Consider the following 1300-nt stretch of genomic DNA (forward strand, 5'->3'; position numbering starts at 1 on the left):
GCCCCCGCGGCGGCAAACCCGTCACGCAGGTCCTGCGCACCGGAGCAGGGCTGCACGGCATCGGTTTCGCCACCCCCGCGGTCCCGCAGAAGCCCGTCCAGTACACGCTGTTCGTCTCGTAGTACACATCAACGGACACAACAGGTTCGGCCGGAGAAAGCACCGTACCCATGATCAGATTTCTCAGAACCTCGTTCAGCGTGGGCGAAGATCAGTGCGGGCGCCGCGGCCGAGCCTGTTGTGGATCCAGTAGTCGACCGTCTCAGCCTTCCAGCCCCGGTTTCGTCCGACCAGCGCGTCAGGGTCGGGCAGGAGTCCTTTGCGCAAGTAACTCTTCATGGTCGCCACGGACAGCCCTGCGCGATCGGCAAATTCCGACAGCGACAGGTAGCGGTGCACGTCAGAAACAATACCTCCTTTAGGCTACACATTGCCCCCTAAAGGGGGTATTGTTGGCCGCGGATCAACAGAAGGGGAATGACGATGAAGGCCTTGGTTCTTACCGATCGCGGTGACACCGAGTACGTCGAGCTGCCCACCTCTGACCCGGAGCAGGCGTTGCGCGAAGTCGTTGGCGGGCCGCTCAATCCACTGCCGCTGACCCACCTCGCGGATCACCTGGACCTGTGGACACTGTTCGAACCCCTATCCACGGTGACTGTCGGTGGAATCGGTTACAACGATGTGGCCTCCCAGATCGCCACAGCCGGAGTCGGCACACCGCGGGCGGTGATCGGTACCGCGGTTCTCACCGCGCACACCGACTCGGGCATCCTCGCCGCGCTCTCCCCACACGACTGCGCCGCCCTGGACCGCATCATCGCCGAGATCTACACCGGCTACCGCACCGCCGGATAACTGGCCACACACCTTCGAGGACGAGCCGATGAGCACTCACTCCGCACAACCCGCCGGCGACCCGGCCACCTGGACGGTGACCCAGCTGTGCGCACCACCTTCACCGTCCTCGGGCATTTGAACCCGCGGGTGTTCGAGTCGATCGAGTTCTCCCTGGCCTGCGACGAGATCGCCGCTGTCAATCAGATCCCAGCGTCCTGCGGGCTTTTCGCCACTGCGATCCGCCACCTGGCGGCCACCGCCGCGCGAGAGGCCGATTCCTGCGAGTCCGATGTCGACGCGCACCCCAGCGAAGACGACTTCGAGTACGTGCCTACCGCACGGGCCGAGCTGCGCATGCTCATCGCCCAACACCAGCGGCGCGTCCTGGCATCCAATCGCGACGTCGACGCCGAACAGCGCACCGTGCACGCCGCGGTCGCCCGCCACCTCAACTACTGCG

Annotated in this window: 3 protein-coding genes; 2 read left to right on the forward strand and 1 reads right to left on the reverse strand. The window is 64.9% G+C overall.

The genetic code is table 11. From position 1 onward, the window contains the following. Nucleotides 1-195: 195 nt before the first annotated feature. A complete protein-coding gene (locus tag BJF87_RS23705) occupies nucleotides 196-399 on the reverse strand; it encodes an AlpA family transcriptional regulator (protein ID WP_075864035.1) in 204 nt (67 codons plus the stop codon). An 84-nt stretch (nucleotides 400-483) separates the two neighbouring features. Between BJF87_RS23705 and BJF87_RS23710 the strand changes: the two genes are divergently transcribed. After that, a complete protein-coding gene (locus tag BJF87_RS23710; protein WP_139319586.1) occupies nucleotides 484-858 on the forward strand; it encodes a hypothetical protein in 375 nt (124 codons plus the stop codon). An 87-nt stretch (nucleotides 859-945) separates the two neighbouring features. Continuing rightward, nucleotides 946-1300, forward strand: a 355-nt coding sequence (locus BJF87_RS23715) for a hypothetical protein (RefSeq protein ID WP_139319587.1), incomplete at its 3' end; no start/stop codon positions are given.

Source organism: Gordonia sp. CNJ-863 (assembly GCF_001942325.1).
GTDB classification, from domain to species: domain Bacteria; phylum Actinomycetota; class Actinomycetes; order Mycobacteriales; family Mycobacteriaceae; genus Gordonia; species Gordonia alkanivorans.